This window comes from Oleisolibacter albus, assembly GCF_003336875.1.
In the GTDB taxonomy this organism is placed as follows: domain Bacteria; phylum Pseudomonadota; class Alphaproteobacteria; order Azospirillales; family Azospirillaceae; genus Niveispirillum; species Niveispirillum album.
Genome location: NZ_QGNJ01000008.1, coordinates 177,924 through 203,587 on the forward strand (window position 1 = coordinate 177,924; position 25,664 = coordinate 203,587).

Below are 25,664 nucleotides of genomic sequence, written 5' to 3' on the forward strand. Positions count from 1 at the left end.
TTCGGCGGCATTCAGCCGAAACGCCGCACATGAGCGCCGGCCATGCCGTGCGCACGCTTGACGGGCAGGCCCGGCCTGCGCAAGGTGCGGCTTGCTGCGGGAAGGCGCGACGCCGTGTCCCGCCCTGTTGTTTTCGCCGTCTTGCGCACCGAAAGGCCCGAGTGAATGTCCTCGTCCGATCTGATTGAAGGCGTGCCCCACGCCGACATGGCCAACGCCCTCCGCGCCCTCGCCATGGACGCGGTGGAGGCCGCGAAGTCCGGCCATCCCGGCATGCCCATGGGCATGGCCGACGTGGCGACGGTGCTGTTCACCCGGTTCCTGAAGTTCGACCCCAAGCGCCCGCACTGGCCCGACCGCGACCGTTTCGTGCTGTCGGCCGGCCACGGTTCCATGCTGCTCTACGGCCTGCTGCACCTGACCGGCTATGAGGACATGCCGCTGGAGCAGCTGAAGCGCTTCCGCCAGCTGGGCAGCCGCACCGCCGGCCACCCGGAATACGGCATGGCCGCCGGCATCGAAACCACCACCGGGCCGCTGGGTCAGGGCATCGCCACGGCCGTCGGCATGGCCATGGCCGAGCGCATCATGAATGCCCGCTTCGGCGACGCGCTGGTGGACCATTACACCTATGTCATCGCCTCGGACGGCGACCTGCAGGAAGGCATCAGCCACGAGGCCGCCTCCCTGGCCGGGCATCTGGGCCTGCGCAAGCTGATCGTGCTGTGGGACGACAACCGCATCAGCATCGACGGCCCCACCGACCTGTCCTTCACCGACGACACGCTGGCCCGCTTCCGCGCCTATGGCTGGGAAGTGCGCACGGTGGACGGGCATGACCCGGCCCAGATCGCCATGGCCATCGATTACTGCCGCACCACCGATGCGCCGTCGCTGATCGCCTGCCGCACCACCATCGGCTTCGGCGCCCCGACCAAGGCCAACACCGCCTCGTCCCACGGTTCGCCGCTGGGCGCCGCCGAGATCGAGGGCGCGCGCAAGGCCCTGAACTGGCCGCATGCCCCCTTCGTCATCCCCGACGACATCCGTCACGCCTGGCGCACCGCCGGCGGCCGCAACGCCGATCAGGCCGATGCCTGGGAGCAGCGGCTGGCCGCGGCCGATGCCTCGCAGCAAGCCCTGTTCCGCCAGGCCGTCGACGGCAGCCTGCCGGCCGAGGTCCCGGCCCTGTTCGAGGCGCTGAAGCGCAAGATCTCCACCGACAAGCCCAGCATCGCCTCGCGCGTGGCCTCGGGCAATGTGGTGGACGTGCTGGTCCCGGCCATCCCGACGCTGATGGGCGGCTCCGCCGACCTGACCGGCTCCAACAATACCCGCGCCAAGAATGCCGGTTCGGTGCAGAAGTCGAACTGGGCCGGCCGCTACATCCATTACGGCGTGCGCGAGCACGGCATGGCCGCGGCCATGAACGGCATGGCCCTGCATGGCGGTGTCATTCCGTTCAGCGGCACCTTCCTGACCTTCAGCGACTATTGCCGTCCGGCCATCCGCCTGTCGGCACTGATGAAGCAGCGGGTCATCTACATCATGACCCATGACAGCATCGGCCTGGGCGAGGACGGCCCGACCCACCAGCCGGTGGAGCATATGGCCGCCCTGCGGGCCATCCCCGACCTGCTGGTCTTCCGCCCGGCCGACGCGGTGGAAACCGCCGAGGTCTGGCAGATCGCCCTGGACAGCCGCGACCGTCCCTCGGTCCTGGCCCTGACCCGTCAGAACCTGCCGACCCTGCGTGAGCAGCACACGGCGGAGAACCTGTCGGCCAAGGGCGCCTATGTGCTGCGCGAGGCGGCGGCCGGCGAACGCCGGGTGACGCTGCTGGCCACCGGCTCCGAGGTCGCCATCGCCGCCACCGCCCGCGAGGCGCTGGAGGCCGAGGGCATCGGCACGGCCCTGGTCTCCATGCCCAGCTGGGAGCTGTTCGCCGAGCAGCCGGCGGACTACCGCGCCGCCGTGCTGGGCAGGGGCACCGTCCGCATCGGCGTCGAAGCCATGATCCGGCTGGGCTGGGACCGCTGGCTGGGTGAAGACGGTGTCTTCATCGGCATGCCGGGTTTCGGCGAGTCCGCCCCCTTCCAGGAGCTGTACAAGCATTTCGGCATCACCGCCGAGGCCATTGTCGCTGCGGCCAAGGCGCGGCTGTGATCGCGGCCTGAGCATCGGCCCGCCACCGGCGGGCAGGAACGGCGGGCGCCGGGGCTTGGGTCCCGGCGCCCGTTGTTTATGCCGGATCAGCCGTGTTGCTTCCGATTGATGCGGATCATTGCGGCATTTTTCACTGTTGCCGATTTTGCCCGCGTGATTTCATCTGTCGACGTCACCCGCACGGTCAGTCCGGGAAAGGGAGACGGAATTGTCCAATAATTCCGTAGCTCTACCATGGGCGCCGTGCAGCTCATGCATGGGGACCACGCCGCTTGCGCCCTTGTCCTGACGGGCAAGGCCGGCTAATCCGCCCTGTGAACCAAACGGGATTGCGCCGTCCCTTGGGGGGACGCGCGGACCGCTCAACCGGAGGAAAGCATGGCTGTTAAAGTTGCGATCAACGGGTTCGGCCGCATTGGCCGCCTTGTCCTGCGCGCCATCTATGAGAGCGGTCGCACGGACATCGAGGTCGTCGCCATCAACGACCTGGCCGATGCCAAGACCAATGCCCACCTGCTGAAGTATGACAGTGTGCATGGCCGCTTCCCCGGCACCGTCGAGGTGGTGGACGGCAATCTGGTGGTCAACGGCCACACCATCCGCTCCGTGCAGGAGCGTGATCCGGCCCAGCTGCCCTGGGGCGAGCTGGGAATCGACGTGGCCATGGAGTGCTCCGGCCGCTTCACCAAGCGCGACGATGCCGCCAAGCACCTGACCGCCGGCGCCAAGAAGGTGCTGATCTCCGCTCCGGCCACGGACGAGGACATCACCGTTGTCTACGGCGTCAACCATGACAAGCTGACGCCGGAGCACAAGATCGTCTCCAATGCCAGCTGCACCACCAACTGCCTGGCCCCGGTCGCCTATGTGCTGCACAACGCCATCGGCATCGACCACGGCTTCATGACCACCATCCACAGCTACACCGGCGACCAGAACACCGTGGATACCTTCCACAAGGATCTGCACCGCGCCCGTGCCGCTGCCGTCAACATCATCCCGACCTCCACCGGCGCCGCCAAGGCCGTGGGCAAGGTGCTGCCGGACCTGAAGGGCAAGCTGGACGGCACCGCCATCCGCGTGCCGACCCCGAACGTCTCGGTGGTGGATTTCAAGTTCGTCGCCAAGCGCGAGACCAGCAAGGAAGAGATCGCCAAGCTGATCAACGACGCCGCAGCCGGTCCGCTGAAGGGCGTGCTGGGCGTCTACAGCGAGGATCTGGTCTCCACCGACTTCAACCATGATGCGCACAGCTCGATCTTCGCGCTGAATGAGACCAAGGTCATCCAGGGCACCTTCGTGCGCATCCTGTCCTGGTACGACAATGAGTGGGGCTTCTCCAACCGCATGAGCGACACCGCCGTCGCCATGACCAAGGTCGGCTGAGCCATCACTTTCGCCTGACAGGGGGCGCCGGCCCGTGACGGGCCGGCGCCCTTTGCTATTATAGGTCGGGGCATCCGTTTCCTGACAGGGTGGTCCACCGGCACCGGACGACCACTGCCCCGTCTCCATTTCCCGTCAACAAAGGTGTCCCATGACCCCGAACGAGATCAGCCGCCTGCAAACCTACCTGCGCAAGACCTTCGGCAACGAGAAGGTGACCGTCAATCCGCCGGCCAAGAAGGGTCAGCCCGTCGAGGTCACCATCGGGGATGAGTTCATCGGCACCCTGTACCGGGACGAGGAGGATGGCGACATCTCCTATGCCTTCAACATGACCATCCTGGCCGACGACCTGCCCACGGTTGCCCCGGCGAAGAAATGATGCCGAAGGCCAGCGCTCCCCGCGGGCGCTGGCGTCCAGCACGGGAAAGCGGACCCGATGCCTGGACGGATATCGACCGGTCGCAATGAACGGCCGGAGCGGGAGAAGCCCGCGTCCAGTCGCCCTGCCGGACGGGGCGCTCCCGGCATGCTCCGCTGAGACGCCCCATGCACGGGCTCGGGCCATGTCATCAGAGGCCGGCCCCCCTGTTTGCGTCACCAGCCGGGTGAAGATCCCCCGCCCTGTTCGCGCCGGGGAAGCCGCACAACGGCGCTACGGCCCATCCTATCCCGATGAACCCCTGGATCATCTCCCGGCACCCGCCCCGCCTCCTTATGCTGCAGCGCAGCACCGGGGGCAAGCAGCGTCGTCTGGACCGACAGCAGAGAGCCTGCATCTAAGATACCTGCATTTAGTTGTATGCAAGACATATCTCTTATGGGGGATTCGATAAACTTCTGGAAAGGTCAGCCGCCTATAAGTTGCAGGACATAAAAACCAATCTTTTGGGATGAAGGTGCCGTGATGCGCGTCAGAACCCTGTTCACACTCTGTATCTCTTCGGCCGGCGCGATTGCCGTGGCCATCGCCTTGATGCTGGTGGTCCAGCAGATCAGCCGCTACAACGCCAGCCATGAGGCACAGGAACAGATGCGGGCGCTGCATGCCGTCTCGCGCATCGTCGAACGTCTGGCCCTGGAGCGTGGAACGCTCAACGCCGCCCTGCAATCGGACTCGGTGGCCGACGACAAGGTCCGCGCCCGTATCGCCCAGGACAGCGCCCCCACCGACAAGGCTTTCGCCGACAGTCTGCACGCTGCCAAGGATGTGCTCGGCGACAAGGGCATCGAGTCGACGCTGACCGACCTCAACAAGCGCTTCCTCGCCATGCGCAGCCGTGCGCTGGAGACCGTCGGCCAGGACAAGGCCGCCCGCGACGCCACCCTGGTCAAGGACTTCCAGACCATCGTCGCCAAGCAGATCGACGAGCTGACCCCGATCCTGGAGCAGCTCGAGATTTCGGTCGGCCAGCTGGATGCCCATGCCGGCGACTATATCTCCCTGGCCCGGCTCGCCATTGATCTGCGCGGGTCGGCCGGCAACCGTGGCGTGCTGATGACGAAGTTGGTATCCGACGGCGCGACAGCGTCGCCGGCATCCCTGGAGAAATATGCCGATCTCTCCGCCCGGGTGGATGAGCTGTGGAAGCGCATCGAAGTCCAGGCCACCCTGACTGGCCGTCCGCCGAAGATCGCCGAAGCATTGTCGGCCGTGGAGGCCCGCTACTTCAAGGAAGGCGATGACCTCTACGCCGGCATCCTCAAGGCTGCCCGGGCCGACGGCAAGCATGGGCTCGAACTGGCCACCTTCCGCACCCAGCAGACCGCCTTCCTGCAATCCACCCTGCTGATCCGCGACGCCGCGCTTGATGCCGGCGGCGACTATCTGGACGAGCGTGCCGCCAGTGCCATGACCGGCATCATCCTGGAGGCGCTGCTGACCGCGGGTGTTGCCGTGGCCGTTCTGGTCCTGGCCATGATCTTCAACCGCCGGGTCATCAGCCCGCTGAACAGTCTGACCGCCGTCATCGGCCACATGGCCGAAGGCGAGTTGCAGGTCAGCATCGTCGGTGCCGAGCGCAGCGACGAGGTCGGCGACATCGCCCGCGGTCTGGTGGTGTTCAACCGCAACGCCCAGGAACGCCAGCGTCTGGAACAGGCCGCCGCCGCCGACCGCAAGGCCCGCGAGGAGCGCACCCAGCGGGTCGAACTGCTGATCGGCCAGTTCGAAAGCGCCATCGGGGACGTGCTGCAGGCCGTGGCCGCCTCGGCCACCGAGCTGGACGGCACCGCCCGCTCCATGACCGACATTGCCCAGGAAACCACCCGGCAGGTCACCGTCTGCGCCACCGCATCGGGCCAGACCTCCAGCAATGTCCAGACCGTGGCCTCGGCGGCGGAGGAACTGTCCTCCTCCAGCCAGGAGATCGGCCGTCAGGTGTCCGAATCCTCCCGCATCGCCGCCAGCGCTGTCAATCAGGCCGAGCAGACCGACGCCACCATGCGCGGTCTGGCCGAGGCGGCGGAACGCATCGGCGCCGTGGTCCAGCTGATCCAGGACATCGCCGGCCAGACCAATCTGCTGGCGCTGAACGCCACCATCGAGGCGGCCCGCGCCGGCGAGGCCGGCAAGGGCTTCGCCGTCGTTGCCTCGGAGGTGAAGTCCCTGGCCAACCAGACGGCCAAGGCCACCGAAGAGATCTCGGCCCAGATCGCCGGCATCCAGTCCGCCTCCGGCGGGGCCGTCGCCGCCATCTCCAGCATCGGCCAGACCATCCGCCGTGTCAGCGAGATCGCCACCACCATCGCCGCGGCGGTGGAGGAACAGGGCGCCGCCACGGCGGAGATCGCCCGCAACGTGCAGCAGGCCGCCGTCGGCTCGCAGGAGGTCTCCTCCAACCTGGCCCAGGTGGCCGACGCCGCCGGCCAGACCGGTGCGGCCGCCGGCGAGGTGCTGGGGGCCGCCAGCGAGCTGTCGCGCCAGTCCGAAACCCTGCGCCGCGACATCGAAGGCTTCCTGGCCGGCATCCGCGCCGCCTGACCCAGATCGTCTCACCGTCATCGGGCGGCGGCCTGTCCGGGCCGCCGCCTTTTTGATTCTGGCCATCGCGCAGTGTCGCATCGCAACCCTACCCGAAAGGGCATATGCGGGCACATGACAACCCAGCGCTGTGAGTTCATAATTTCCGCAAAACCAAAGAAAACTTCACGTATGAATATTCCGTCTGCGACCAAACGCCAGCCGGGATATTTGGTAATGTTTGCTTAATTCCTGCCGATCAATGTCCGGTCAGGAAACCTGGGCTCTTCAGGAAGGGTGCGGCATGCGGGTCAAAACTCTTTTCATGGTCTGTATTTCTGCTGCCGGCGCGATCGCCGTCGCCTTGGCCTTCACCCTCGTCGTGCAGCAGATCGGACGCCACCGCGACAGCCTGGAAGCCAAGCGCTACATGCATTCGCTCTATGCCGTCTCGCGGATCATCGAGCGGCTGCCGCTGGAGCGTGGAGTCGTCGGTGCGGCCCTGGTGGCCGATGCCCCTGCCGACGAGAAGACCCGGGCCCGCATCGCCGAGGAGGCGGCCAAGACCGACAAGGCCTTCAACGACAGCCTTGAAACGATCAAGACCGAACTGGGCGACCAGAAAATGCTGGCGACCGTGGGCGAGTTGCGCACGCGCTTCCAGGCCGTGCGCACACAGGCCGTGGCCGCAGCCAGCCAGGAGAAATCGCAGCGCGATGCGGCTCTGGCCAAGAGCTACCAGGCCAGCATCGGCCAGATCATCGCCGCATTCACCCCGGTCCTGGAAGCGCTGGAGCTGGGCGTCAACCGGCTCAGCCCCGGCGCCGGTGACTATGTCTCCCTGGCCCGCCTGACCATCGATCTCCGCGCCGCCGTCGCCAACCGTGGCTCCATCGCCGGCCGCTTCCTCAATGATCCGGCCGCCGGCACTGCCGCCAATCTCGAGGCCTATGCCGACGCCATGGCGCGGCTCGATGAGGTGTGGAAGCGGGTGCAGATGCAGGCCAGCCTGATCGGCAGCCCGCCCAAGGTGGTGGCGGCCCTGTCGGCCGTGGAAACCCGCTACTTCAAGGAAGGCGGCGACCTCTACGACATCATCGTCAATGCCGCCCGTATCGATGGCAAGCACGGGCTGGATGTCCCCGCCTTCCGCGCCAAGCAGTCCGACTTCGTCCAGCCCATCATGCTGATCCGCGATGCCGCCCTGGATACCGGCGAGACCTATCTGGATGAGCGCGCCGCCAGTGCCATGACCGGCATCATCCTGGAAGTGCTGCTGACCATCGGCGTCGGTGTGGCCGTCCTGGTCCTGGCCATGATCTTCAGCCGCCGGGTTACCACACCGATCAATGGCCTGACCCAGGTCATCGGCCACATGGCCGAGGGCCAGCTCCAGGTCAGCATCGTCGGTGCCGAGCGCAGCGACGAGATCGGCGACATCGCCCGCGGTCTGGTGGTGTTCAACCGCAATGCCCAGGAACGCCAGCGTCTGGAACAGGCCGCCGCCGCCGACCGCAAGGCCCGCGAGGAACGCACCCGGCGGGTGGAGCAACTGATCGGCCAGTTCGAAAGCGCCATCGGCGACGTGCTGCAGGCCGTGGCCTCGGCCGCCACCGAGCTGGACGGCACCGCCCGCTCCATGACCGATATCGCCCGCCAGACCAACGAACAGGTCAATCTCTGCGCGACGGTGTCGGGCCAGACCTCCAGCAATGTCCAGACCGTGGCCTCGGCGGCGGAGGAACTGTCCTCCTCCAGCCAGGAGATCGGCCGTCAGGTGTCCGAATCCTCCCGCATCGCCGCCAGCGCCGTGGCCCAGGCCGAACAGACCGACGCCAGCATGCGCAGTCTGGCCGAGGCGGCGGAACGCATCGGCGCCGTGGTCCAGCTGATCCAGGACATCGCCGGCCAGACCAACCTGCTGGCGCTCAACGCCACCATCGAGGCGGCCCGCGCCGGCGAGGCCGGCAAGGGCTTCGCCGTCGTGGCCTCGGAGGTGAAGTCCCTGGCCAACCAGACGGCCAAGGCCACCGAGGAGATCTCGGCCCAGATCGCCGGCATCCAGTCCGCCTCCGGCGGGGCCGTCGCCGCCATCACCGCCATCGGCCAGACCATCCGCCGCGTCAGCGAGATCGCCACCACCATCGCCGCGGCGGTGGAGGAGCAGGGCGCCGCCACGGCGGAGATCGCCCGCAACGTGCAGCAGGCCGCCGTCGGCTCGCAGGAGGTCTCCTCCAATCTGGCCCAGGTGGCCGACGCCGCCAGCCAGACCGGTGCGGCCGCCGGCGAGGTGCTGGGAGCCGCCAGCGAGCTGTCGCGCCAGTCCGAAACCCTGCGCCGCGACATCGAAGGCTTCCTGGCCGGCATCCGCGCCGCCTGACCGAAGTTCCCCCCGCCTTGGGCGGTGCTCCTCCGGGGGCACCGCCTTCTTTTTGTGTCGGGTTGACGACCGGACGGCCGGGCCGGCAGAGTCGGGGATCGTCGGCACCGTCCCCCCTTTCCGCGTTCCCTGGCACCATGCCGCTGCCCCCCAATCCCATCCGCATCCGCAGTTTGGCCGATGGCCGCGCCGCTCTTGCCGTCGCGCGGGAGCTGGGCTGTCCGCTGGTGCTGGTGAGCGATCCCGGTGCCGCCGGATTTGCCGGGCCGGGCTGGTGGGCGGCACTGGAGTCGGCCCTGGACACGGCCGCCGACGGCCATCCCCTCGTCGCCCTGCTCGATTGTGCCGACAATCCCGGTCATGTGCTGGCTGCAATCCGAGCCGGCGTGCGCGACATCGCCTTTGCCGGCCCGGCCGATGTCGGGGCCCGGCTGGCCGACATCGCCGCCCAGGCTGGCAGCCGCCTGCACCCGCCGGTTGCCGGCGCGCTGGACCTGCGTGGCGGCGCGTCCCCCGCCGCCCTGCGCGCCTGGCTGGCCCGACCTGCTCCCCCAAAGGACTGAATCCGAAGGTTTGTAACGGCGGCACGTCCGTTACATTTCGCCCGCCCTCCGTTGCAATGGCGAGAAGCGTGGGCTATCAAGCCCACCGTTCGTCCTTTCCATCCCAAAACCGAGGAACGAGGCGGTTATGAAGCTCACCCGGCGCGTTAAGGAAATCCTGTCCTGGTACGAGAGCGACAATCCCGGGACCAAGGCCAACCTGGCCCGCATCCTGATGGAAGGCCGCCTGGGCGGTACCGGCAAGCTGATCATCCTGCCGGTGGACCAGGGCTTCGAGCATGGCCCGGCCCGCAGCTTCGGCGTCAACCCGCCGGCCTATGATCCGCACTACCATTACCAGCTGGCCATCGACGCCGGCCTGTCGGCCTATGCCGCGCCGCTGGGCCCGCTGGAGGCCGGCGCCGGCACCTTCGCCGGCTCCATCCCGCTGATCCTGAAGATGAACAGCTCCAACAGCCTGTCCCGTCTGAAGGAAGGCGCTGACCAGGCTGTGACCGCTAGCGTCGACGACGCGCTGCGCCTGGGCTGCTCCGCCATCGGCTTCACCATCTACCCCGGCTCCGACGCCATGTTCGGCCAGTTCGAGGAGATCCGCGAGCTGTCGCGCGAAGCCAAGTCCAAGGGCATCGCCACGGTGATCTGGTCCTATCCGCGCGGCGGCGACATCTCCAAGAAGGGTGAGCTGGCGCTGGATGTGGACGCCTATGCCGCCCACATGGCGGCGCTGCTGGGCGCCCATATCATCAAGGTCAAGCTGCCCACCGCCGATCTGGAGCAGGACGAGGCGCGCAAGATCTACGAGAAGACCAATGTGCCGCGTGAGACGCTGACCGACCGCGTGAAGCACATCATGCAGGCGTCCTTCAACGGCCGCCGCATCGTCGTCTTCTCCGGCGGCGCCGCCAAGGGCGAGGATGCGGTGTTCGAGGATGCCCGCGCCATCCGCGACGGTGGCGGCAACGGCTCCATCATCGGCCGCAACGCCTTCCAGCGCAGCCGCGAGGATGCGCTGGCCCTGCTGGACAAGCTGGTGAAGATCTACCAGGGCAAGGAGTAAGCCCTGCGGCCGTGATGCGGCGCCGCCTGTACGGCGGCAACGGTGTCAACGGCCCGCCGTTCAAGCTATGCTGCGGCCCCGTCCCGGTTCTCCGGGGCGGGGCCGCTCCTGTTTGGGACCGATCCCGGTCGCCAGATCCGCCTCCTGTCAGAAGTCCAGCATGTCCGACTGCCGTCTCTATCTCATCACCCCGCCCGCCTTCGACCCGCAGGCTTTCGCCCCCACCCTAGCCGCAGCGCTGGATGCCGGCGACGTGGCCTGCGTCCAGCTGCGGCTGAAGGATGTGCCGGATGATGCCGTCCGCCGCGCCGCCGACCTGCTGCGCCCGCTGGTGCAGGCCCGCGATGTGGCCTTCATCCTCAACGACCGGCCGGATCTGGCGGCGGAGCTGGGCTGCGACGGCGTGCATATCGGCCAGGAGGACACGCCCTACCGGCAGGCGCGCAAGCTGGTGGGGCCGGACGCCATCGTCGGCGTCACCTGCCATGACAGCCGGCATCTGGCCATGGTGGCCGGGGAGGACGGGGCCGATTACGTGGCCTTCGGCGCCTTCTTCCCGACCCAGACCAAGGACGCCCCGACCCGCGCCGATCCCGAGATCCTGCGCTGGTGGCAGGAGATGATGGAGATTCCCTGCGTCGCCATCGGCGGCATCACCGTGGAGAACGCCGCCCCCCTGGTGGACGCCGGGGCCGACTTCCTGGCGGTCTGCGGCGGCGTCTGGTCCCATCCCGACGGCCCGGCCGCGGCGGTGAAGGCCTTCACCACGCTCCTGGCCGGCTAGGCACAGCGCCGGCGGGCCCTCATACCGCGGCCACCGGCGCCCACAGCACATCGTCGATGCTGTCGGCCCCGCTGACCAGCATGGCCAGCCGGTCGAAGCCCAGGGCGATGCCGGCGCTGTCCGGCATCAGCGCCAGCGCCGCCAGGAAATCCTCGTCGATCGGGTAGCGCTCGCCATAGAGCCGCTGCCTCTCCGCCATGTCCGCCTCGAACCGGCGGCGCTGCAACGACGGATCGGTCAGCTCGCCGAAGGCGTTGGCCAGTTCCACCCCGCAGGCATACAGCTCGAAGCGTTCGGCCAGCCGCGGGTCGTCCGGCTTGGCCCGGGCCAGTGCCGCCATGGACACGGGATAGTCGGCCAGGAAAGTGGGACGGCCGAAGCCCAGATGCGGTTCGATCCGGTCCAGGCTGATGCGGAAGAACAGGTCCTCCCAGGTGTCGCTGGCGGCGGTGCGGATGCCGATGCGCGCCGCCTCGGCGGCCAGACGGTCGCGGTCGGGCGCCAGCGGGTCGGGGGCGGTGGCCAGCAGGTCGATGCCGGCATGGCGCTGGAACGCCTCCGGCACCGTCAGCACCTCCCAGTCCGCAAAGGGATCGCAGGTGACCTCGCCCCGGCGCAGCAGCGTCGTCCCGGCGGCGCTGCAGGCCGTGCGCACCAGCGCTTCGCAGTCCCGCATCAGGTCACGGTATCCGGCCCCGGCCCGGTACCATTCCAGCATGCTGAATTCGGGATGATGGGTGCCGGAGCGCTCGCCGTTGCGGAAGACGTGTGACAGCTGGAAGATGGCCGGCAGCCCCGCCGCCAGCAGCTTCTTCATGGTGAATTCCGGGCTGGTGTGCAGATACAGCCGCAGCCGGTCGTCGGGATGCGGCCCCACCAGATCGGTGGCGAAGGCCATGAGATGCACTTCCAGCCCCGGCGAGCGCTGCAGGGCCGGCGTCTCCACCTCGGTGAAGCCCTGCGCCTCGAACCAGCCGCGCACGGCGCGGGTCATGGTCTGGCGCGTCCGCAGATGCGGCAGGCGGCGGGCGAAGGCCTCCGGATGCCACCAGGGACGGCGGAGGGCGGGGCGCGGGGCGGAGGGCATGGACATGGCTCGACAGCGGATCATGGCTCGGGGCAGAGTGCCCCTGCATACCCCCATGGCCGGACCCATGTCGACTCCTCCCCCTGGCCCGTCTCCCGCTCTGCCTCCAGGCACCGCCGCCCCGCCCGCCATCCGCATCGTCTGGGATGTGGGCACCGTGCCGGAATGGTACCGGCTGCTGGCCGCCTGCCCGCGCAGCACCCTGACCCAGGGCTTCGGCTATTCCGCCGCCCAGTTCACGGTGGAGGGGTGGAAACCCCGCCTGGGCGTCATCGAACTGGCGGACAAGCCCATCGGGCTGGTGGTGGTGACGGAGAAGCGGGTGCTGGGCCTGATCCGGGTGGTGCGCCTGCATCGCGGGCCGCTGCTGCGGCCGGAGGCACAGAAGCCCGCCGTCTATGCCGCCGTGCTGAAGGCGCTGCGGCAGGCTTATCCCAGCGGCCCCCTGCGTTGGACCGCCATTGTGCCCGAACTGCCGGCCACGGACGAGAATGCGGCGCTGTTGCGCTGGGCCGGCTGGAGCCACGTCAAGGGGCCAGGCTACCGCACGCTCTGGCTCGACCTCCGGGCCGACGAGGCCGCGCTGCGGGCCGGTCTGGCCCAGAAATGGCGCAACGCCCTGCATCAGGCCGAGCGCGCCGGCCTGACGGTGGAGATCGACCGCGACGGCACGCAGCAACTGGGCTGGCTGCTGGAGCAGTACGCCAAGGACCGGGCCGCCAAGGGCTATCGCGGCCCCTCGGCCCGTCTCGTCACCCGCCTGCGCACGGCCATGCATGGGGATGGCGACATTCTGCTGTTGCGCGCCATCCAGGACGGGCAGCCCGTGGCCGGGGTGCTGCTGCTGGGGCACGGCAAGGCCGCCACCTACCAGATCGGCTGGACCGGGGCGGAGGGCCGGCGCAGCCGCGCCCACAACCTGCTGCTCTGGCGGGCGGCGCTGGAGCTGAAGCGCCAGGGCCGCCTCTGGTTCGATCTCGGCGGCATCCTGCCGGACCAGGCCCCCGGCGTGACCGCCTTCAAGCGCGGCATGGGCGGCGAGGAGGAGGAACTGGTCGGCGTCTGGCGCTGATCAGCGCGGATCCGTGGCCCGCAGGGACGGGCGGGCGGCTGCCTGCCGGAACCAGCCGGCCAGATCGGGGGCCTGCCGCTCCCACGCCAGATCGCCATGGCGGAACGCCAGATAGTCCAGCGCCACCGCCACCGACAGGGCGCCGAGGCCGAACCCCGCCGACAGATCCGGCAGCGCTGCCGTCAGCGCCGGCAGGGTGCGCATGGCCACAGCCCGCTGCCGCGCCACCCAGGCCGGGGAGCGCCCGTCCTCCGGCCGCCGCCCCTCCGCCGCCGCGGCGAAGGCTGCATCCAGCAGGCCCTGGGCCAGGGCGGCCAGCCGCAGGTCGCGCCAGCGCCCTTCCCCCTCCGCGGGCAGCAGGCGCGGCCCCGGCAGCACCGCATCCAGGTAATCGGCGATGGCCCAGCTTTCCGTCAGCGCCCAGCCTGCGCCGGTGACCAGCGTCGGCACCTTCGATACGGGATTGTGGGCCACCAGCTCGTCCGGGGCGGACCAGGGATCGATGCTCACCAGATCGACCCGGTCCGCGGCTCCCTTCTCCCGCAGCAGCACCAGCAGCTTGCGGGCATAGGGGGAAGTGGCGTTGACATAGAGCTTCATGATGGGCGCGGTTCCTCATGGTCGATGCGCAGGGCCAGCAGCCCGACGGCCGCACCGGCAGCCAGGGCCAGCGCCCCCAGGGCGAACAGCGGACGGTGGCTGCCGATGGTGGCGAACAGGGCCGACAGGCCGTAGCCGCCGACGACCTGAGTCGCGGCGAACACCGCCGTCATGCGCCCCCAGGCCCGCACATGCCCGGCCGGCCCCGCCAGCAGCGCCGACACGCCCGAGGCCAGGGCCACGCTGCCCGGTGTCAGCAGCCCAACCAGGATGGCCGACAGGGCCAGCACCGGCCCGGCGGTGGAGAGCAGCGGCAGGGCCACGGCCGCGGCCTTCATCGCCAGCACCAGCACGAAGGCCCGGCCGAAGCCCAGCCGGGCCGCCAGCAGGCCGGCCGCGGCCGCCCCGGCCGCCGCCCCGGCTCCGAACAGCGCCCAATAGAAGCCCCCCGCGGCCACGCCCTGGCCCAGGCCGCGGGCCACGAAGTCGGACAGGTACAGCGTGTGCGGCACATAGCCGAAGCCGTCGCCGGCATAGGCCAGGGTGAACAGGGCCAGCGCCTTACGATGGGACGTGACCGGCGCGGCTGGGGCCACCGCCGGCCGCGCCGGCCCCCCTTCCGGCCACAGACGCCAGGCCAGCGCCGTCAGCAGCAAGGCCGCGGCGGCCAGCACCAGCCAGGCCGTGGTCAGTCCCTGCCCGGCCAGGACCGGCATGGCGAATCCGGCCAGGATCACGCCCAGACCGATGCCGGAGAAGACCACGGCCACGGCCCGCGCCTTCCGCGCCAGCGGCAGCCCCGCCACCACGGTGGGCGCCGCCAGCACCACCAGCACGGCGCCGGTGATGCCCGCCACCACCCGCCAGACGCTGAGCCAGAGCACGCCGCCATTCCAGGCGCAGGCCGCCAGCGCCAGCGCCGTCAGCAGCATCATGGCCTTCAGCACCGGCACATTGCCCCAGCGCACCGCGGCCCGGGCCGCCAGCAGCGCCCCGATCAGATATCCCAGCAGCGCCGCCGCCCCCAGATAGGCGGCGGCATCGGCCCGCAGCCAGCCTTGCTGCACCAGCGCCGGCAGCAGCGGCGTATAGGCGAAGCGCGCCAGCCCCAGCCCCAGCAGCGTCGCCATCAGCCCGGCCAGGGAGGGGCGCAGCCACTGTCCGGCGGCGGACGAGGCGGGGCGCGTGGCAGCGGCGGATCGGGTCTGGACTGTCGGCATGGCCGGCAGTCTGGCATGGGCTTGACATCAGAAAAAATGAAACGTTTTGATATTATACTTCTGTTTGGATGATGGATGCGCGCATGGACAGCACGGATCTGGGCTTCTTCCTGGCCGTCGTGGATGAGGGGGGCGTCACCGCCGCCGCCCGCCGGCTGAACTGCGTGCAGTCCAATGTCACGGCCCGGATCCGCGGGCTGGAGGCGGCCCTCGGCACGCCGCTGTTCCACCGCAGCGGCCGCAATCTCGTGCTCAGCCGCGCCGGCGAGGTGCTGCTGCCCCAGGCCCGGCGTGTGGTGGCGGCCCTGGCGGATGCGCGGGCGGCACTGCGGGATCTGCGCAACCCGGCCTCCCCCTGCGGGCCGCTGGCCATCGGCAGCATGGAGACCACGGCGGCCGTCCGCCTTCCGACGGTGCTGGCCAGCTTCCACCGCGCCTTTCCGGCGGTGGAACTGTCGCTGCAGACCGGGGCCACCGGTCCGCTGCTGGCCGACGTTCTGGGTTATCGGCTGGATGCGGCCTTCGTCGCCGGCCCCGTGGACCATCCCGACCTGGAGATGCTGGCGATGGGCGAGGAAGAGATGATGCTGGCCACGGCGATGGAGGTCGGCGGCCTGTCCCAGGCCCTGCATGCCGCCGACCTGCGCATCCTGGCCTTCCGCCGGGGCTGCGCCTATCGCGAGCGGCAGGAGGGCTTGCTGGCCGCCCTCGACATCCGCCATGCGCGGGTCCAGGAGTTCGGCACGCTGGACGGCATCATCGGCGGGGTGGCCGCCGGCATCGGCGTGGCCCTGCTGCCCCGCGCCTCGGTCGAAGGCTCCCGCCTGCACGCATCGGTGCGGCTGCACCCCGTCCCACCGCCCTGGGATCTGGCGCCGACCCTGCTGGTCCGGCGCCGTGACACCACCCTGACCGGCGCGCTGGCCCGCTTCATCGACCATGCCCGTCTGGGCTGGCAGCAGGCCGCACGCGCGGCCTGACCGGGCTGTTCCGGGTCAGCGGCTGTCCAGCTTGATCTCGATGCGGCGGTTGCGGGCCAGCGCCTCGGGACTGCTGGCGTTGTCCAGCGGCTGGAACTCGCCGAAGCCGGTGGCGGCCAGCCGTTCCGGCGCAATGCCCTGCTGCACCAGGAAGCGCACGACCGAGATGGCGCGGGCCGTGGACAGTTCCCAATTGCTGGCGAAGCGGTCGGTCTTGATCGGCACCACATCGGTGTGGCCGTCGATGCGCAGAATCCAGTTCAGGTCCTGCGGCAGCGTGGCGGCGATCTGCTTCAGCGTCGCGGCCAGCGCCGCCAGGCGCTGGCGCCCGCCATCGCCAAGCTCGGCGCTGCCGCTCTCGAACAGCAGTTCCGACTGGAAGACGAAGCGGTCGCCGACGATGCGCACATCCTCGCGGTTGCCCAGCAGCTCGCGCAGGCGGCCGAAGAATTCGGAGCGGAAGCGGGCCAGTTCCGCCACCTTGCCGGCCAGGGCGGCGTTCAGCCGCTTGCCCAGATCGGCGATCTGGACGTCCTGTTCCTTGGCCTTCTTCTCCGATGCGTCCAGAAGCTGGGACAGCTCGGCCAGCTGCTGGCGCAGGGCGGCGATCTGCTGGTTCAGCAGATCGACCTGGGCCTTGGCCTCGGCGCTGACCTGCCGTTCCGCCTCAAGCTCGCCCTGGCGCTGCTGCACCGTGTCGCCCAGCTGGGTCAGGCGTCCGGCCAGCTGGTCGCGCTCGGCCCCCAGGGCGTTCAGCTGCGATTGCAGCTGCTCGTTGCTGGACAGGGTGGCGCGCAGCCGGTCGGTCAGGCTGGTGATGTCGGCCTGCAGCTTGGCCGAATTGTCCTTTTCCAGCGCCAGCAGGTCGGCCAGCTGGGCGATGCGGCTGTTCAGCTGCGCCAGCTCGCGGTCGCGCCCCTGCAGGGCCGTGGACAGATAGAACTGCGCCACGACGAAGACCATCAGCAGGAAGACCACGACCATGATCAGGCTGGACAGGGCGTCCACCCAGCCCGGCCAGACATCGACGGCAGTGCTGCGCCCGCCGCGCCGACTCCAGGCCGCCATCTCAGGCTCCCTTCCGACCGAGGTGCCGCACGGTCCTCACTCCCCCTCGCCCAGCGCGGCGATGGTGCGGGCCAGGATCTTGATCTCGTTGCGGATCTCCTGGGTGCTCTGGATCCGGCCCTGGCTGGTTTCCTCCAGCAGGCGGGCGGTATAAAGCTCCAGATTGCGGATATGGGTGCGCGTGGCCTCGTCGATGCCGAAGCTGCCGCCGCCGGCCAGGGCGTCGGCCAGCCGTTGCAGCACCGGCCGCATCTCCAGATTGCTTTCCGCCAGCCGCACCATCAGCTGCTGCTCCGTGCGCATCTGGTCGGTCAGGGTCGACAACCGCTCGGTCAGCTGCATCAGCTGGGCATTGTGGGTGCGGCGCCCCTCCTCGGCGGCGGCCATGGTGTATTGCAGCCGCTCGATATTCTCGGCCGAGGTCTCCAGCAGGGCCTGGATATAGGCGGGGACCGACCCGCCCTCCCCCGTCTCGGCGATGGCGCCGGACGACAGGCGCGTCGCCCCGGACAGCCAGTCCTCCAGATCGGTATAGAAGCGGTTCTGCGCCTGCGACGCCTGCAACTCCAGGAACCCCAGCACCAGCGACCCGGCCAGACCGAACAGCGAGGAGCTGAAGGCGGTGCCCATGCCGCTCAAGGGCGCGGCCAGACCCTGTTGCAGGGTGGAGAAGACGCTGCCCACGTCATTGTTGTCGAAGCTGAGGCCGGCGATGACGCCGCCGATGGACGACACCGTGTGCAGCAGGCCCCAGAAGGTGCCGAGCAGGCCCAGGAAGATCAGCAGACCGATGAGATAGCGGCTGATCTCCCGGCTTTCGTCCAGGCGGGCGCCGACACCGTCCAGCAGCGAGCGGGTGGCCACGGCCGACAGGGTGAAGCGCCCCAGCCGCTCGCCCAGCATGCGCGCCATGGGTGCCAGCAGGCGCGGCTCCGCCGCAGGCGGCTGTCCGGCCCGGAAGCCCTCCAGCCAGTCCACCTCCGGCCGCAGCATCAGCACTTGGCGGAAGATGAAGACGATGCCCATGAACTCGGCGAACAGGATCAGCCCGTTCAGGCCGGGATTGGCCAGGAAGGCATGGCTGATGGCCGGGAACAGCACCGCCACCACGGCGGCGACGATGGCCAGGAACGCCACCATCCGGGTCAGATAGCGCTGGGGCCGCGACATGGCCGCCGGCGTGGCAGGCGCAGGGTCACCGGGGTCGGCCGGCCGGCGCCGGTCTGCGGTCAGGCTGGTCATGGGCGGAACACCAGATCCACACGGTCGGAGTCGGGGGTGCCGGTGGGCACGGTCTGGGCAAAGACGATCAGGCGCGTCGGCTCGATCCCCTTGGCCACCAGTTGGGTGCGCACGGCGCGGGCCCGCAGCAGGGCCAACCGGCGCCCCTCGCCCACGCGGTCGGCACGCGACGGGGCCTGTGCATGCAGTTCCAGCCGCTCCGCCGGCTGTGCCTTCAGCCGCGCCACCACATCGGCCAGCAGCGGCGCCGCCTCGGCCGGCGGCGTGTCGCTGCCGCCGGGGAAGGCCAGAGCCACGCTGTCCTTGCCCCGCAGAGACGCGGGCACGCTGCCGCTGGCCGGCGCCACCGTGCGCTCGGGCGGCAGGGCCGCCAGCGGAGCCGGCGGGATGTCGGACAGGTCGGGCGGCGGCGGGATCACCTGCTCGCCCAGATTGGGAGGCGGCGGCGCCTGCACATGGGCAGGCGGAGCGCTGCGCTGCGCCGGGGCGGGGATACCGCTGGGGGACGCCTGCCCCGCGGCCTGCGCCGTCAGCAGCAGGCTGGAGAACAGCGCGGCACCCGCCGCGGCAATGGTTCGGGTCTTGGTCACGGCCGCCATCAGAGCCTTCAATTGTGGCCCCAGCATGTCGGGCCGCAACGGTTCGGATGCCGCGACCTTACTGGAGGGGGCGTGGGGGAACAACCCCGCATGCCCCCTCCGGCGCGGATCAGGACTTGGCGGGGGCCGGCGCCGGGGCAGCCGCCTTCGGCTTCACCGCGTCGCGCAGGATCACCGACAGCTGGCCGTGGATATGCGGATTGCCGGCCAGCACCGACGAGCCGGAGGCCGGGTTCTTGCCCGGACCGATCTCGCTGACGAAGCCGCCGGCCTCGGACACCAGCAGCACGCCGGCGGCCACATCCCAGGGCTTCAGGTCCGTCTCGAAATAGCCGTCGAAGCGCCCGGCCGCGGTATAGGCCAGATCCAGGGCGGCGGAGCCGAAGCGGCGCACCCCGGCGACCTTGGTCATGACGGCTTCCAGCTGCACCAGGAACTTGCCGGCATTGCCGTGGCCCTTGAAGGGGATGCCGGTGGCGATCAGGCTGTCGCCCAGCTCGCGCCGGCCGGACACGCGCAGGCGGCGGTGGTTCAGGAAGGTGCCGCCGCCCTTCTCCGCCCAGAACATCTCGTCATGCACGGGCTCGTAGACGACGCCGGCCACGATCTCCCCGTCCTTTTCCAGGGCGATGGAGATGGCCCAATGCGGCAGGCCGTGCAGGAAGTTGGTGGTTCCGTCCAGCGGATCGACGATGAAACGGTGCGACGGGTCCTTGCCCTTGACCTCGCCCGTCTCCTCCATCAGCAGCCCGTAATCGGGGCGGGCCTTCTGCAGCTCCTCGCGCACGATGCGCTCGGCCTTCTGGTCGGCGGTGGACACGAAGTCCGAGGGACCCTTGCGGGAAACCTGCAGCTGCTCCACCTCGCCGAAGTCGCGCAGGATGGCCTTGCCGGCCTTCTCCGCCGCACGGGTCATGACGTTGAGGATGGCCGAACGGGCTGCCATGGAAATCGCTCCACTTGTTTCAAGACCGGAAATGAAGACGCCCGCGCGGGACACGCGGGCGCCGGATACTCGACCAGATACTCGACCTGACAGTCGGCAGGCCGTCGGGGTCGCCCCCGGGCACTCCTGCTGGAAAGCGGAAGCGGACAGCGTCCCTGGAGGACCGGCCCCCGGGACATGGTCCGCTTGCCCGCGGCCTCAGTCCTTGGCGCGCTCCAGATACTCGCCCGTCTCGATGTTCACGACGATGCGGGTGCCGGCCTCGATGTGGGGCGGAACCAGCACGCGGGCGCCGTTCTCCAGCAGCGCGGGCTTGTAGGAGGAGGAGGCGGTCTGGCCCTTCACCACCGGGTCGGCCTCGGTGATGGTCAGGGTCGTGGTCTGCGGCAGCTCCACGGTCAGGGGCGTGCCCTCGAAGGACTGCACCACCACTTCCATGCCGTCCTGCAGGAAGATCTTGCCATCGCCGATCAGCTCACCCGGAATGGTGACCTGCTCGAAGCTTTCCTTGTCCATAAAGGTGTACTGGTCGCCCTCGGCGAACAGGAAGGTCATCTCGTGATCGTCGAGGCGGGCACGCTCGACGGACTCGCCGGTGCGGAAGCGCTCGATGTTCTTGTTGCCGGTCTTCACGTCCTTCATCTCAAGCTGGATGAAGGCGCCACCCTTGCCAGGCTGCACGATCTGCGTGCCGGTGATGACGTACAGCTTGCCGTTATGCTCAAGGATGTGGCCCTTGCGCATGGTGTTCGCGTTGACCTTCATGGCACTCTTCTCAACAGTAGGAGTCCGAAAACGGCGCGGAACCTACCAGCTTGGCCGCAGCCCTGCAAATCCCTTGTCCCGTTTTCCGCCGCATAGGCAACCGGCGGGCGATGCAAACGTTGCCGCCCCCCCATCGGGGCCGCACCTCCCGCCTCCGGGCAGAAACTGCCCTCTTTCCCGGATTTTCAGCGATTTCATGCTGTTGTCCCTGTCTCCCGCCCCACATGCGCTTGATGCCCGCGGGGGCCTCGGATACGGTTCAGTCCCAAGACCGGCAACAATCAGCCCCGATGCAGAAAGGGCAAGGCCGGAAGACCGCGCAGGGCGGCAAACGGGTGGGGTTTCATGGACAGTGCTGTCGCGCTGGGGACATTTCTCCAGCACCTGATCAATGGCCTCACCTTGGGGGCCATCTACGGGTTGATCGCCATCGGCTATACGATGGTGTACGGCATCATCCGCATGATCAATTTCGCCCATGGCGAAATCTACATGATCGGCGCCTTCGTCGGCGTGACCGGCTTCACCCTGCTGTCGGCGGCCGGCGTCGGCTCGGTGGCGCTGGGACTGCTGGCGGTGCTGGTGGTCTCCATCCTGTTCACGGCGGCCTATGGCTGGACCGTGGAGCGGGTGGCCTACCGCCCGTTGCGCGGGGCACCGAAGCTGGCGCCGCTGATCAGCGCCATCGGCATGTCCATCCTGCTGCAGAACTACGTCATGCTGACCCAGGGTGCCCGGCCGAAGCCGCTTCAGCCCGTTCTGGTCGGTGGCCTCACCCTGTGGCGGGGTGAGAATTTCGACCTGTCCATCAGCTACATCCAGCTGTTCATCATGCTGCTGACGCTGGTGCTGATGCTGGGCTTCACCCAGCTGATCCAGCGCACGCCGCTGGGCCGGGCACAGCGCGCCTGCGAGCAGGACCGCACCATGGCGGCGCTTCTGGGCATCAATGTGGACCGCACCATCAGCCTGACCTTCGTCATGGGCGCCAGCCTGGCCGCCGTGGCCGGCGTGCTGGTGACCATGTATTACGGCGTCATCGACTTCTTCATCGGCTTCCTGGCCGGCATGAAGGCCTTCACCGCCGCCGTGCTGGGCGGTATCGGCAGCCTGCCCGGCGCCATGCTGGGCGGCGTGCTGATCGGGCTGATCGAGGCGTTCTTCACCGGCTATGTCTCCGGTGCTTACAAGGATGTGGCGGCGTTCAGCGTGCTGATCCTGGTGCTGGTGCTGCGTCCCACCGGCCTGCTGGGCCGCCCCGACATCGAGAAGGTGTGAGATGGCGTCCACGATCATCGCGCGCCTGCCGGCCCGTCTCCGGGATGCGGCGCTGGCCGCCCTGCTGGCCCTGGTTCTGGGCATCCCCTTCATCGGCCTCCAGACCCTCAGCACCGACCAGGGGCTGGCCATCGGCACCCGCTGGCCCTGGCTGCTGGCCGCAGCGGCCGTCATCTTCGCCGGACGGCTGCTGTTCGCCATCCTGGCCGATCTGCTGGCCGAGCGGCGGCGGACGGCAAGGGCGGGCCGCTCCCTGGTGTCGGAGGCCCTGGCCGGGCGGTTGACCCGCGGCTTCGGCATCGGCGCCGCCCTGTTCGCCCTCACCCTGCCCTTCCTGCCCTTCAGCGACCGCTATGTGCTGGATATCGGCATGACGGCGCTGATCTACATCCTGCTGGGCATGGGCTTGAACGTGACGGTGGGGCTGGCGGGCCTGCTGGATCTGGGCTTCGTCGCCTTCTATGCCATCGGCGCCTACACCTTCGCCCTGCTGTCGAAGTTCTTCGGCTTCGGCTTCTGGCTCAGCCTGCCGCTGTCGGGTCTGGTGGCGGCAAGCTTCGGGGTGCTGCTGAGCCTGCCGATCCTGCGTCTGCGCGGCGACTATCTCGCCATCGTCACCCTGGGCTTCGGTGAGATCACCCGCATCATCCTCCTGAACTGGCAGAGCCTGACCGGCGGCCCCAACGGTGTCTCCGGCATTCCGCGGCCCAGCCTGTTCGGACTGAGCTTCGACCGCCGCCCGCCCGAGGGGTTGGGCAGCTTCCACGAGGTCACGGGCATCGCCTTCAGCGGCGAGCACCGGCTGATGTTCCTCTATTTCGTCGCCCTGGGGCTGGTGCTGGTGGCCAGCTGGGGCGTCTGGCGCCTGCGCCACCTGCCCATCGGCCGCTCCTGGGAAGCCCTGCGCGAGGATGAGATCGCCTGCCGCTCGCTGGGCATCAATCCCACGGCCAGCAAGGTCTCGGCCTATGCCACCGGCGCCTTTCTCGGCGGTCTGGCCGGCTGCTTCTTCGCGGCACGCCAGGGCTTCGTCAGCCCGGAGAGCTTCACCTTCATCGAAAGCGCCCTGATCCTGGCCATCGTCGTGCTGGGCGGCATGGGCAGCCAGATCGGTGTCGTCATCGCCGCCCTGTTCATCGTGCTGCTGCCGGAATTCGCCCGCGACTTCGCGGATTACCGCATGCTGATCTTCGGCGCGGCCATGATCCTCATCATGATCTGGCGGCCCCAGGGGCTGCTGTCGAACCGGGAACCGACCCTGCGCCTGGCGGGCCGTTCCGCCGCCGGGGATTCAGCCGCCAAGGAGGCCACGCCATGACCGCCCCCCTGCTGGAGGTCAGCGGCCTGACCATGCGCTTCGGCGGCCTCGTGGCCGTCGATGGCGTCGGCCTCACCGCCCAGACCGGTGCCATCACCGCGCTGATCGGTCCCAACGGGGCCGGCAAGACCACCATCTTCAACTGCCTGACCGGCTTCTACCGGCCGACGGCCGGCCGGCTGCTGCTGCGCCATCCGGACCAGGGAGAGATCGAATTGCAGCGTCTGCCGGGCTATCAAGTGGCGCGGCACGGGGTGGTGCGCACCTTCCAGAACATCCGCCTGTTCCCGCGCATGACCGTGCTGGAAAACCTGATGGTGGCCCAGCATGTGGAGCTGATGCCGAAATCCGGCTTCTCCGTGGCCGGGCTGCTGGGGCTGGCGGGCTGGCGCGCGGCGGAAAATGCCGCCATCGACCGGGCCCGCTTCTGGATCGAGCGGCTGGACCTGACCGCCGTGGCCGATGAGGAGGCGGGCAACCTCTCCTATGGCATGCAGCGCCGGGTGGAGATCGCCCGCGCCATGAGCACCCGGCCCCTGCTGCTCTGCCTGGACGAGCCGGCGGCCGGCCTCAACCCGCGCGAGACGGCGGCCCTGGGCCAGCTTCTGCTGGGCATCCGCCAGGAGTTCGGCATCGGCATCCTGCTGATCGAGCATGACATGAGCCTGATCATGGGCATTTCCGACCGCATCCATGTGGTGGAGTACGGGCGCAAGATCGCCGAGGGCACGCCCGCCGAGATCCGCAGCGACGAGCGCGTGATCAAGGCCTATCTCGGCGAACCGGAGGAGGAGGAGATGCCGGCCGAGGTGGCCCAGGATCTGGCGCAGGACCTGTCGCAGGAGACCCGGCCATGACCATGCTGGAGCTGAAGGGCGTGCGGACCAACTACGGTCCGATCGAGGCGCTGCGCGGCGTGGACGTCACGGTGCAGGCCGGGGAGATCGTCACCCTGATCGGTGCCAACGGCGCCGGCAAATCGACCCTGCTGATGACCATCTGCGGCAATCCCAGGCCCAATGCCGGCATGGTCCTGTTCGAGGGGCGGGCCATCAACGACCTGCCCCCGCACGAAACGGCCAGGCTGGGAATCGCCCAGGTGCCGGAGGGGCGGCGCATCTTCCCGCGCATGACGGTGTTCGAGAATCTGCAGCTGGGGGCGACGCTGTCCGACCCGGCCCATTTCGACGCCGACGCGGCCTATTGTTTCGACCTGTTCCCCATCCTGAAGCAGCGGCGCGACCAGCGCGCCGGCACGCTGTCGGGCGGCGAACAGCAGATGCTGGCCATCGCCCGCGCGCTGATGAGCCGCCCCCGCCTGCTGCTGCTGGACGAGCCGTCACTGGGGCTGGCCCCGCTGATCATCCGCCGCATCTTCGACGTCATCGCCGACCTCAACCGGACGCGCGGCATGACCATCCTGCTGGTGGAGCAGAACGCCTACCACGCGCTGAAGCTGGCCCACCGGGCCTATGTGCTGCAGCAGGGGCTGGTGGTGATGCAGGGCGGCGGCAAGGACCTGCTGGCCAATCCGGAGGTGCGGGCCGCCTATCTGGAGGGCGGCGCGCACTGAGGCGCCCGCCCCATCCCGGCGGCAGGACGTCCCGCCCATGCGGCTTCAGCGCTCGACGATGCGCCGCCCCGCCGGTCGCACCGTGGCACAGGCGGGAGTGCCGTCCTTGGCCGTGCCGATGACCGTTGTTTCGATGATCCCTCCGCCATCGACGGCATGAGCGAGCAGGTCATTTTCAATGTCGTGGATGTCGATCTTCATCCGGCGGGACCAAGGCGAGGAGGGGTCGCCGGCCAATTGGCCGATACGGATGTAGACAAATCTCCGCACCGGACCTTCGCGGCGGACCTGATCGCCGAAGAATTTTGGCCCCGGCCCGACACGGACCTGAAAATCGAAGGGAAGCGCCTCGCCCGCACGCGAGCATCTCGGATCGAGCGGCGATCCGTCCTTGGCCTGAAGGCTGTGGAGCACGCCGATGACCGGCCGCTCTATGACGATCCGCACGTTGATCACGCTCTGATCTGTCTGGGCCATGCGGGTCCATTGCTCAATGAATGGCGCTAAAACGGGAACGGCGCCAAAACGGGACGGCAGCGTACCACCCGGACACAGCCCTTCAAAACACTGGCCTTTCAAGATGAGACCCGACGGCTGATCAAGCCGGTCCCGACCTGC

The 25,664-nt window shown here is 69.0% G+C and carries 23 protein-coding genes; 14 read left to right on the forward strand and 9 right to left on the reverse strand.

Annotation, left to right across the window (positions count from 1 at the left end; all coding sequences use genetic code 11):
• Positions 1-165: 165 nt before the first annotated feature.
• The 8 genes from tkt to thiE all read left to right on the forward strand — a co-directional run bounded on the left by tkt (position 166) and on the right by thiE (position 11,298).
• A complete protein-coding gene (gene tkt, locus DK368_RS12860; protein ID WP_114394358.1) occupies positions 166-2,166 on the forward strand; it encodes a transketolase in 2,001 nt (666 codons plus the stop codon).
• A gap of 378 nt (positions 2,167-2,544) precedes the next feature.
• Positions 2,545-3,552: a type I glyceraldehyde-3-phosphate dehydrogenase gene (gene gap, locus DK368_RS12865; protein WP_114394359.1), complete on the forward strand. Its 1,008-nt coding sequence runs from the start codon at positions 2,545-2,547 to the stop codon at positions 3,550-3,552.
• A 151-nt stretch (positions 3,553-3,703) separates the two neighbouring features.
• Positions 3,704-3,934, forward strand: coding sequence for a DUF3126 family protein (locus DK368_RS12870; protein WP_114394360.1), 231 nt, complete (start codon positions 3,704-3,706; stop codon positions 3,932-3,934).
• 525 nt (positions 3,935-4,459) lie between these two features.
• A complete protein-coding gene (locus DK368_RS12875; RefSeq protein ID WP_114394361.1) occupies positions 4,460-6,535 on the forward strand; it encodes a methyl-accepting chemotaxis protein in 2,076 nt (691 codons plus the stop codon).
• Between the two features lie 283 nt (positions 6,536-6,818).
• On the forward strand, positions 6,819-8,894 hold the full coding sequence (locus DK368_RS12880) for a methyl-accepting chemotaxis protein (protein ID WP_114394362.1): 2,076 nt from the start codon (positions 6,819-6,821) through the stop codon (positions 8,892-8,894).
• A 137-nt stretch (positions 8,895-9,031) separates the two neighbouring features.
• Complete coding sequence (locus DK368_RS12885) at positions 9,032-9,457, forward strand: hypothetical protein (protein ID WP_114394363.1); 426 nt, start codon at positions 9,032-9,034, stop codon at positions 9,455-9,457.
• A gap of 127 nt (positions 9,458-9,584) precedes the next feature.
• A complete protein-coding gene (locus tag DK368_RS12890) occupies positions 9,585-10,514 on the forward strand; it encodes a class I fructose-bisphosphate aldolase (RefSeq protein ID WP_114394364.1) in 930 nt (309 codons plus the stop codon).
• 160 nt (positions 10,515-10,674) lie between these two features.
• Entirely contained in the window at positions 10,675-11,298 is a 624-nt protein-coding gene (gene thiE, locus DK368_RS12895; protein ID WP_114394365.1) for a thiamine phosphate synthase, read from the forward strand.
• A gap of 19 nt (positions 11,299-11,317) precedes the next feature.
• On the opposite strand, the gene epmA is transcribed toward thiE, so the two are convergent.
• The gene (epmA, locus tag DK368_RS12900) at positions 11,318-12,385 is read right to left on the reverse strand and encodes an EF-P lysine aminoacylase EpmA (protein WP_114394439.1); all 1,068 of its coding nucleotides are present in this window, start codon (positions 12,383-12,385) and stop codon (positions 11,318-11,320) included.
• A gap of 55 nt (positions 12,386-12,440) precedes the next feature.
• On the opposite strand from epmA, the gene DK368_RS12905 reads away from it, so the two are divergent.
• Positions 12,441-13,457: a lipid II:glycine glycyltransferase FemX gene (locus DK368_RS12905; RefSeq protein ID WP_240002480.1), complete on the forward strand. Its 1,017-nt coding sequence runs from the start codon at positions 12,441-12,443 to the stop codon at positions 13,455-13,457.
• Here DK368_RS12905 and DK368_RS12910 read toward each other — a convergent pair whose 3' ends face one another.
• Together DK368_RS12910 and DK368_RS12915 are read right to left on the reverse strand one after the other, a co-directional pair.
• Positions 13,458-14,057, reverse strand: a complete 600-nt coding sequence (locus DK368_RS12910; RefSeq protein WP_114394366.1) for a glutathione S-transferase family protein — start codon at positions 14,055-14,057, stop codon at positions 13,458-13,460.
• A complete protein-coding gene (locus DK368_RS12915; protein ID WP_114394367.1) occupies positions 14,054-15,277 on the reverse strand; it encodes a YbfB/YjiJ family MFS transporter in 1,224 nt (407 codons plus the stop codon). Before DK368_RS12915 ends, DK368_RS12910 begins: the two co-directional genes overlap by 4 nt.
• An 83-nt stretch (positions 15,278-15,360) precedes the next feature.
• Between DK368_RS12915 and DK368_RS12920 the strand changes: the two genes are divergently transcribed.
• The gene (locus tag DK368_RS12920) at positions 15,361-16,257 is read left to right on the forward strand and encodes a LysR family transcriptional regulator (RefSeq protein WP_114394441.1); all 897 of its coding nucleotides are present in this window, start codon (positions 15,361-15,363) and stop codon (positions 16,255-16,257) included.
• 15 nt (positions 16,258-16,272) lie between these two features.
• Here DK368_RS12920 and DK368_RS12925 read toward each other — a convergent pair whose 3' ends face one another.
• The 5 genes from DK368_RS12925 to efp all read right to left on the reverse strand — a co-directional run bounded on the left by DK368_RS12925 (position 16,273) and on the right by efp (position 20,877).
• Positions 16,273-17,325: a peptidoglycan -binding protein gene (locus DK368_RS12925; protein ID WP_114394368.1), complete on the reverse strand. Its 1,053-nt coding sequence runs from the start codon at positions 17,323-17,325 to the stop codon at positions 16,273-16,275.
• Between the two features lie 36 nt (positions 17,326-17,361).
• Positions 17,362-18,495, reverse strand: coding sequence for a flagellar motor protein MotA (locus DK368_RS12930; RefSeq protein ID WP_114394442.1), 1,134 nt, complete (start codon positions 18,493-18,495; stop codon positions 17,362-17,364).
• Positions 18,496-18,563: 68 nt separating this feature from the next.
• Positions 18,564-19,157, reverse strand: coding sequence for an OmpA family protein (locus DK368_RS12935; RefSeq protein ID WP_155524572.1), 594 nt, complete (start codon positions 19,155-19,157; stop codon positions 18,564-18,566).
• 118 nt (positions 19,158-19,275) lie between these two features.
• Positions 19,276-20,112 carry an inositol monophosphatase family protein gene (locus DK368_RS12940; protein ID WP_114394370.1) on the reverse strand — a complete coding sequence of 279 codons (837 nt, stop codon included), beginning with the start codon at positions 20,110-20,112 and terminating at the stop codon, positions 19,276-19,278.
• 198 nt (positions 20,113-20,310) lie between these two features.
• Positions 20,311-20,877 (reverse strand): elongation factor P, encoded by a 567-nt coding sequence (efp, locus tag DK368_RS12945; protein WP_114394371.1) that lies wholly within the window; start codon positions 20,875-20,877, stop codon positions 20,311-20,313.
• A gap of 345 nt (positions 20,878-21,222) precedes the next feature.
• Between efp and DK368_RS12950 the strand changes: the two genes are divergently transcribed.
• Genes DK368_RS12950 through DK368_RS12965 form a run of 4 tightly spaced genes read left to right on the forward strand, consistent with a single transcriptional unit; the run spans position 21,223 to position 25,046 of the window.
• Positions 21,223-22,155, forward strand: a complete 933-nt coding sequence (locus DK368_RS12950) for an ABC transporter permease subunit (RefSeq protein ID WP_114394372.1) — start codon at positions 21,223-21,225, stop codon at positions 22,153-22,155.
• Position 22,156: 1 nt separating this feature from the next.
• Positions 22,157-23,473: a high-affinity branched-chain amino acid ABC transporter permease LivM gene (gene livM / locus DK368_RS12955; RefSeq protein ID WP_114394373.1), complete on the forward strand. Its 1,317-nt coding sequence runs from the start codon at positions 22,157-22,159 to the stop codon at positions 23,471-23,473.
• A complete protein-coding gene (livG, locus tag DK368_RS12960; protein ID WP_114394374.1) occupies positions 23,470-24,330 on the forward strand; it encodes a high-affinity branched-chain amino acid ABC transporter ATP-binding protein LivG in 861 nt (286 codons plus the stop codon). Before livM ends, livG begins: the two co-directional genes overlap by 4 nt.
• Positions 24,331-24,332: 2 nt before the next feature.
• Entirely contained in the window at positions 24,333-25,046 is a 714-nt protein-coding gene (locus tag DK368_RS12965; protein ID WP_162306027.1) for an ABC transporter ATP-binding protein, read from the forward strand.
• Positions 25,047-25,091: 45 nt separating this feature from the next.
• Here the strand turns inward: DK368_RS12965 and DK368_RS12970 are convergent, their stop codons facing one another.
• Positions 25,092-25,523, reverse strand: a complete 432-nt coding sequence (locus DK368_RS12970) for a DUF5990 family protein (RefSeq protein WP_114394376.1) — start codon at positions 25,521-25,523, stop codon at positions 25,092-25,094.
• Between the last annotated feature and the right edge of the window lie 141 nt (positions 25,524-25,664).

Coding starts and splice junctions, on each gene's coding strand:
- tkt (WP_114394358.1), top strand. CDS start 166: ATGTCCTCGTCCGATCTGATTGAAGGCGTGCCCCACGCCGACATGGCC.
- gap (WP_114394359.1), top strand. CDS start 2,545: ATGGCTGTTAAAGTTGCGATCAACGGGTTCGGCCGCATTGGCCGCCTT.
- DK368_RS12870 (WP_114394360.1), top strand. CDS start 3,704: ATGACCCCGAACGAGATCAGCCGCCTGCAAACCTACCTGCGCAAGACC.
- DK368_RS12875 (WP_114394361.1), top strand. CDS start 4,460: ATGCGCGTCAGAACCCTGTTCACACTCTGTATCTCTTCGGCCGGCGCG.
- DK368_RS12880 (WP_114394362.1), top strand. CDS start 6,819: ATGCGGGTCAAAACTCTTTTCATGGTCTGTATTTCTGCTGCCGGCGCG.
- DK368_RS12885 (WP_114394363.1), top strand. CDS start 9,032: ATGCCGCTGCCCCCCAATCCCATCCGCATCCGCAGTTTGGCCGATGGC.
- DK368_RS12890 (WP_114394364.1), top strand. CDS start 9,585: ATGAAGCTCACCCGGCGCGTTAAGGAAATCCTGTCCTGGTACGAGAGC.
- thiE (WP_114394365.1), top strand. CDS start 10,675: ATGTCCGACTGCCGTCTCTATCTCATCACCCCGCCCGCCTTCGACCCG.
- epmA (WP_114394439.1), bottom strand. CDS start 12,385: ATGCCCTCCGCCCCGCGCCCCGCCCTCCGCCGTCCCTGGTGGCATCCG.
- DK368_RS12905 (WP_240002480.1), top strand. CDS start 12,441: ATGGCCGGACCCATGTCGACTCCTCCCCCTGGCCCGTCTCCCGCTCTG.
- DK368_RS12910 (WP_114394366.1), bottom strand. CDS start 14,057: ATGAAGCTCTATGTCAACGCCACTTCCCCCTATGCCCGCAAGCTGCTG.
- DK368_RS12915 (WP_114394367.1), bottom strand. CDS start 15,277: ATGCCGACAGTCCAGACCCGATCCGCCGCTGCCACGCGCCCCGCCTCG.
- DK368_RS12920 (WP_114394441.1), top strand. CDS start 15,361: ATGGACAGCACGGATCTGGGCTTCTTCCTGGCCGTCGTGGATGAGGGG.
- DK368_RS12925 (WP_114394368.1), bottom strand. CDS start 17,325: ATGGCGGCCTGGAGTCGGCGCGGCGGGCGCAGCACTGCCGTCGATGTC.
- DK368_RS12930 (WP_114394442.1), bottom strand. CDS start 18,495: ATGTCGCGGCCCCAGCGCTATCTGACCCGGATGGTGGCGTTCCTGGCC.
- DK368_RS12940 (WP_114394370.1), bottom strand. CDS start 20,112: ATGGCAGCCCGTTCGGCCATCCTCAACGTCATGACCCGTGCGGCGGAG.
- efp (WP_114394371.1), bottom strand. CDS start 20,877: ATGAAGGTCAACGCGAACACCATGCGCAAGGGCCACATCCTTGAGCAT.
- DK368_RS12950 (WP_114394372.1), top strand. CDS start 21,223: ATGGACAGTGCTGTCGCGCTGGGGACATTTCTCCAGCACCTGATCAAT.
- livM (WP_114394373.1), top strand. CDS start 22,157: ATGGCGTCCACGATCATCGCGCGCCTGCCGGCCCGTCTCCGGGATGCG.
- livG (WP_114394374.1), top strand. CDS start 23,470: ATGACCGCCCCCCTGCTGGAGGTCAGCGGCCTGACCATGCGCTTCGGC.
- DK368_RS12965 (WP_162306027.1), top strand. CDS start 24,333: ATGCTGGAGCTGAAGGGCGTGCGGACCAACTACGGTCCGATCGAGGCG.
- DK368_RS12970 (WP_114394376.1), bottom strand. CDS start 25,523: ATGGCCCAGACAGATCAGAGCGTGATCAACGTGCGGATCGTCATAGAG.